5 protein-coding genes are annotated in these 6,018 nt (G+C 74.1%); 4 read left to right on the forward strand and 1 reads right to left on the reverse strand.

Annotated features, from left to right (window positions below):
• Both FMEAI12_RS12080 and FMEAI12_RS37105 read left to right on the forward strand, forming a co-directional pair.
• Complete coding sequence (locus tag FMEAI12_RS12080; protein ID WP_112106097.1) at positions 1 to 1,050, forward strand: DivIVA domain-containing protein; 1,050 nt, start codon at positions 1 to 3, stop codon at positions 1,048 to 1,050.
• Positions 1,051 to 1,056: 6 nt separating this feature from the next.
• The gene (locus FMEAI12_RS37105; RefSeq protein WP_165938600.1) at positions 1,057 to 1,224 is read left to right on the forward strand and encodes a hypothetical protein; all 168 of its coding nucleotides are present in this window, start codon (positions 1,057 to 1,059) and stop codon (positions 1,222 to 1,224) included.
• 96 nt (positions 1,225 to 1,320) lie between these two features.
• On the opposite strand, the gene ileS is transcribed toward FMEAI12_RS37105, so the two are convergent.
• Positions 1,321 to 4,566 carry an isoleucine--tRNA ligase gene (gene ileS / locus FMEAI12_RS12085; protein WP_112106098.1) on the reverse strand — a complete coding sequence of 1,082 codons (3,246 nt, stop codon included), beginning with the start codon at positions 4,564 to 4,566 and terminating at the stop codon, positions 1,321 to 1,323.
• A gap of 493 nt (positions 4,567 to 5,059) precedes the next feature.
• Between ileS and lspA the strand changes: the two genes are divergently transcribed.
• On the forward strand, positions 5,060 to 5,809 hold the full coding sequence (lspA, locus tag FMEAI12_RS12090) for a signal peptidase II (protein ID WP_235013921.1): 750 nt from the start codon (positions 5,060 to 5,062) through the stop codon (positions 5,807 to 5,809).
• Positions 5,806 to 6,018 (forward strand): S4 domain-containing protein (locus FMEAI12_RS12095; RefSeq protein ID WP_255565686.1); only part of this gene is annotated, 213 nt, incomplete at its 3' end. The genes lspA and FMEAI12_RS12095, both read left to right, overlap by 4 nt.

A 6,018-nucleotide genomic window follows, 5' to 3' on the forward strand; every position in this document is an offset into this window, starting at 1 on the left:
GTGGCGCTGACACCGCAGGATGTTCAGAACAAGGTCTTCAGCCCGACGAGGTTCCGCACGGGCTACAACGAGGACGAGGTCGACACCTTCCTTGATGAGGTCGAGGCCGAGCTGACGCGACTGCTCGACGAGAGCAGCGACCTGCGCAGGCAGCTCGACGAGGCCCGCCGGTCCGGCGGTGGCGGTCCCGGTGTCCCGGCACAGATCCTCGACGAGAACCAGCAGCTGCGCCGCCAGCTCGAGGAGTCCCGCCGGCAGTTGGCGCAGGCGCAGGCGCAGGCCGCGCAGGCGGCCCAGGCCGCCCGCGAGCGGCCCCCGATGCCCGCCGGCCCGCCTGGCGCGGGTCCGGGTGGTCCGGGTGGTCCGAATGGACCCGGCGTGCCCGGTGGTCCGCCGGTGTCCGGTGGCCCGACGGCGGTCATGCCCGCGCTGGTCGGCGGGGGCGGTCAGGCCCCGGCCCGCACGGGCCCGGGCGCCGGTGGCCAGAACGACGCCGACATCGAGCAGCGCGTCGCGCGGACCCTCGTGCTCGCCCAGCGGACCGCCGACGAGGCGCTGCGGGAGGCCCGCGCCGAGTCGGAGCGGGCCCGCCGCGAGGCGCGCGCCGACGCCGACCGGATCCTCGGTGAGGCCCGGGCGCACGTCGCCGAGCAGCTCGGTGGGCTCGAGGACGACAAGCGCCGCCTCGAAGGCCAGGTCGAGCAGCTCCGCGCCTTCGAGCGCGAGTACCGCACGCGGCTGCGCGCCTACCTGGAGATGCAGCTGCGTGACCTCGACGGCATGCCCACACAGCCGGCCGTCGGGCCGGGCATGCCGGCGCGCCCCGGGCTCAACCCCGGCGCGCCGACACCCACCCCGGCCCCCGCGAGCGTCGGCATGGCGCAGACCGGTGGCGGCCAGCCGCCTCAGCCCCAGCACGTGGGAGCGCAGGCGTTCCAGGGCGGCCCGCAGATGGGCGCCGCGACGCTGGCGCGGGAGAGCAACGGTCACGGCGGGCGCCCGGATCTCGACCCGGGCCGCCGCGACGCTCCGGGCATGCAGGAGTTCTAGGCCAGCATGGTGATGATCAGCGGCGCCCTGGTGGTGATCGCCGCGGTGCTGGCCGTGCTCGGCCTGTTCGGCGCGGCCACCTGGTCGTACACGTCACTGATCGTCGTCTGCCTCGCCGCGGTGCTGCTGCCCGTCGCGGCTGTGCGGCGCGCCGGGAAGAAGACGCCAGCCTAGCCCTCGCTGCGCTGCGCTGCGCGGAACCACGGCTGTTGCCGCCGCGCCCGCGCCGGCGGGGTCTCCACCGGCGCGGGCGAGAAGTTCGGGTGGCCGTCAGCCAACCGTCGGCGGCGCGGGGGCCGTCCTGGTCAGCGCGAAGGTCAGGCCGAGCTCCGCGGATGATCCCCGGTGCCATGCCGGCTCCGCCGTCTGCTCGACCGGTGCCTCCTGGAACACTGTGGCCAGGATCTCGTCGGCGACGGTCGCCGCGTGCTCACGCAACGCTGCCGCCGTCTCCTCCTTGGCGGCGGCCCAGCGCAGCTCGACCCGGTCGGTGATCTCCAGCCCCGCGGCCCGCCGCGCGTCCTGCAGGACGCGCACCACGTCGCGGGCGAGCCCGGTCCGGGCCAGCTCCGGGGTGACGGTCAGGTCGAGGGCGACCGACAGGCCCGACTCACTCGTCACCGACCAGCCCTCACGCGGCGTCTCGGTGACGATCAGATCCTCACCGCCGAGCTCGATGCGCTCGCCGTCCACGGTGACGGTCAGCCGGCCGTCCACCGGTGCCCCGGCGGTGGTGACGGCGGCGGCGACCGCCTTCGTGCGGTTGCCGAAGCGCCGTCCAAGCGCCCGGAAGTTCGGCTTCACGCTGATGTCGACGAGGTCCGAGGTCGCGGCCTCGACGGCGACGACGTTGAGCTCCTCGGCGATCTGCGCGCGCAGCTCCGCCGAGAGGTCGTCGAACGCCGAGGAGCCGACCACCGCGCGCGGCAGCGGCTGACGGGTGCGCAGCCCGCTGGCGGCCCGGGCCGCGCGGCCGAGCTCGACGATCCGGCGCACGAGGTCCATCCGCTCGGCCAGGCCCGGCTCGACGAGGTCCGCCGGCAGCTGCGGCCACGAGGCCAGGTGCACCGAGTCCGGGGCGCCGGGCAGGATGCCGGCGAACAGCCGGGACCACAGCCAGTCGGTCAGGAACGGGGTGAACGGCGACATCACCCGGGTCAGGCCGTCCAGGCAGGTGTAGAGGGTGGCCAGCGCGTTCGGGTCGCCCGCCCAGAAGCGGCGGCGGGAACGCCGGACGTACCAGTTCGACAGGTCGTCCACGAAGCGGGCGATGCGGCGCCCGGCGCGCAGCGCGTCGAAGCCCTCGAGGGCGGCGTCCACCTCGGCGACGGTGTCGGCGAGCTCGGAGAGCGCCCACCTGTCCAGCACCGGGCGTTCGGCCGGGGCCGCGGCGCCCTCGCCCGACCCGTCGGCGCCGGTCGGGCGCCAGTCCGCCGCGCCCGCGTAGAGCGCGAAGAACGACGCGGTGTTCCAGTAGGTGAGCAGGATCTTGCGGACGATGTCCTCGATCGACTCGTGGCTGACCCGGCGGTCCGACCACGGTGAGCCGCCGGCCAGCATCAGCCACCGGACGGCGTCCGCCCCGTGCCGGTCGAACAGGTCGAACGGGTCCAGCACGTTGCCGACGTGCTTGCTCATCTTGCGGCCCTCGGCGTCGAGCAGCAGGCCCAGGCACAGCACGGTCTCGTAGGACGACCGGTCGAAGACCAGCGTGCCCACGGCCATGAGCGTGTAGAACCAGCCCCGGGTCTGGTCGATCGCCTCGCAGATGTACTGCGCCGGGTACTGCTTCGCGAACTCGTCGGCGTTGCGGTGCGGGGCGCCCCACTGGGCGAACGGCATCGCGCCGCTGTCGTACCAGACATCGATGACCTCGGGCACCCGCCGGGCGGTCTCCCCACAGGTGGGGCACGGCAGGGTCACGTCGTCGACGAACGGGCGGTGCGGGTCGAGCGTCGAGTGGTCCGTGCCGGTCAGCTCGGAGAGCTCCGCCAGCGAGCCGACGCAGGTCAGGTGGGACGGGTCGGCCTCGCACCGCCAGACGGGCAGCGGGGTGCCCCAGTACCGGTTGCGGGACAGCGCCCAGTCGACGTTGTTGCGCAGCCACTCGCCGTAACGGCCCTCGCGGATGCGCTCGGGGTGCCAGTCCGTCCGCGCGTTCTCGGCGAGCAGGCGCTCGCGGACGGCCGTCGTGCGGATGTACCAGGACGGCAACGGGTAGTAGATCAGCGGCGTGTGGCAGCGCCAGCAGTGCGGGTAGCTGTGCGTGTAGGTCGCCGCCCGCCACATCAGGCCCCGCGCGGTGAGATCCGCGGACAGCGGCGCGTCGGCGTCCTTGAAGAACAGCCCGCCGACCAGCGGCACGTCGGGCAGGAAGCGCCCGTCCGGCCCGACCGGGTTGACGACGCCGAGGCCGTTGGCGCGGCAGACCGCGAGGTCCTCGGCGCCGAAGGCGGGTGCCTGGTGGACGAGCCCGGTGCCGTCCGTGGTCGTCACGTAGTCCGCCAGGACCACCGAGTGCGGGCGGGCGGACGTCCCGGCGCCCCGGCCGACGGCGGTCTTCCCCGCTGCCTCCTCGAAGCGCTCCAGCGCGATCAGCTCGAACGGCCGGGCGTAGCGGGTGCCGGCGAGCTCGGCGCCGGTGAAGCGCTCGACCACCTCGGCGCCCTCGCCCAGGGCCGCGGTCAGCAGCGGCTCGGCGACGACGAGCAGTTCACCGCCGGCGGCCCGGGCCAGCACGTAGCTGACCTCGGGATGGACGGCGACCGCGGTGTTGGAGACCAGCGTCCACGGGGTGGTCGTCCACACCAGCAGGTGCGCGCCGTGCTCGGCCAGCCCGTGCGGGCCCTCGACGACCGGGAACCGCACGTAGACCGACGGGTCGTCGGTGTCGCTGTAGCCCTGGGAGACCTCGTGGTCGGACAGCGGCGTCTCGTCCCGGGGGCAGTACGGGGTAACCCGGAAGTCCTCGACGAGCAGGCCCTTGTCGAAGATCTGCTTGAGGGACCACCAGACGCTCTCGATGTACGAGGTGTCCATCGTCCGGTAGGCGCCGTCGAGGTCGACCCAGTAGCCCATCCGCTCCGTCATCGCGGAGAAGTCGGCCACGTGGCGCAGGACGGACTCGCGGCACCTCTCGTTGAACTCGGCGATGCCGTAGTCCTCGATGTCGCTCTTGCTGGTGAAGCCGAGTTCCTTCTCGACGGCGAGCTCGACGGGCAGGCCGTGGCAGTCCCAGCCCGCCCGGCGGGGCACGTGGTAGCCCTTCATCGTCTTGTAACGGGGGAAGAGGTCCTTGAAGACCCGCGCCTCGACGTGGTGGGCGCCCGGCTTGCCGTTGGCGGTCGGCGGGCCCTCGTAGAACACCCACAGCGGCCGGTCTGCGCCGGCCTGCAGCGAGCGGTGGAAGACCTTGGAATCCCTCCAGCGCTCCAGCGTCTCGCGCTCGAAGGCCGGAAGGTCGACCCGCGCGGGCAGGGGGCGGAAGGCGGGCGTCGGGGCGTCGGGGGTACTCATCGTGGCTGGTCTCCGTCGGCGGTGGGGCACTCCGGCGGAGGGACGACACCTCGCCGCACACCGGCATGGGCCGGTGGCGGCACGAGGTACCGCGGTACCACCCTCCTTGCGCGCCCGGGTGCGCTTCGCGATCTCTCGTGGACGGCGACCGGGCGGCCACTCTTGTCATGCGGCGGCGGCCGGATCTACTGGGGGCTCACAGCCCTGTTCTCCCGGCGGCTCAGGGTGATCTTCACGGCGCGCTGGCCACCGGGCTCGCACCGCCCCCGGCTCGCTGCGACTGCGCCTGCCGCTACTCGTCCCGTCAAAGCCTTTCCGCGCTTCCAGCGTAGCCGACGGCCAACGGTGATCGCGGCCGCGGATCGCCGGCGGATCACCGGCACCCGTGCCCGGCACCGGGCGGGCACTCAGGCCGGGTCTCGGGTCGCGTCTCGGGCCGGTGGCCGGCCGGCGGGCGGATGACCCGTGAGATCGCACCCGTACAGTGGTGTGTGTGGTGGCCGAGCCGGGGATGGACAAGGGCGTCCCGTACAGGAACACCCAGTACGGGAGCACCGTGAACGCCGGTGCGGCGGGAGTGGGTGCCCCGGGTGCCGCCGACGCGGGCGGCGGCGCCCCGAGCGGTGACGCCGCGGTCAAGCCCGGCCGTGACCGCCTGGTCACCTCGCACCGTGCGGTGCTCGTCGTCGCGCTGACCTCGCTGTGTCTGATCGTCCTGGACATCGGCACGAAGCTGCTGGCCGTCGCCCAGCTCACCGGGCGCGCCCCGATCGAGATCATCCCCGGCGTGCTCGACCTGCGCCTGACCCGGAACTCGGGGGCCGCGTTCAGCCTGGCCGGCGGGGCCACGGTCATCCTCAGCCTGATCGCGCTGGCGGTCGTCGCGGTGGTCGTGGTCACCGCCAGGCGGCTGGCCTCCATCGGGTGGGCGTTCGTCTTCGGCGCGATGGTCGGCGGCGCGCTGGGCAACCTGATCGACCGGCTGTTCCGCGCCCCCGGGCCGCTGCGCGGGCACGTCGTGGACTTCGTCCACATCCACCACTGGCCCATCTTCAACGTCGCCGACTCGGCGATCGTCTGCGGCGGAGTGCTCGCGGTCATCCTCTCCCTGCGCGGCATCGGCCTCGACGGCACGCGCCTCTCCGCCGCCCCGCCACCCGACCCCGGGTCAGCGGAGCCGGCCGGACCATCCGGTCCGGCGGGGCCGAGCCACGCCGGCGGTCCCGGGCCCGGTGACGCGTGAGCACGGCCGACACCGACCGGCGCTCGCTGCCGGTCCCCGACGGCCTCGACGGCATCCGCCTGGACGCCGCCATCGCCCGCATGTTCGGCCTGAGCCGCACGGCCGCCGCCGCGCTCGTTGACGACGGCCAGGTGAGCGTCGACGGCCAGGTCCGCGGCCGCTCCGACCGGGTCAGCGGCGGCGCCTGGCTGGACGTAGCCCTCCCCGCC

Source organism: Parafrankia sp. Ea1.12 (assembly GCF_900465275.1).
Classification (GTDB): Bacteria; Actinomycetota; Actinomycetes; order Frankiales; family Frankiaceae; genus Parafrankia; species Parafrankia soli.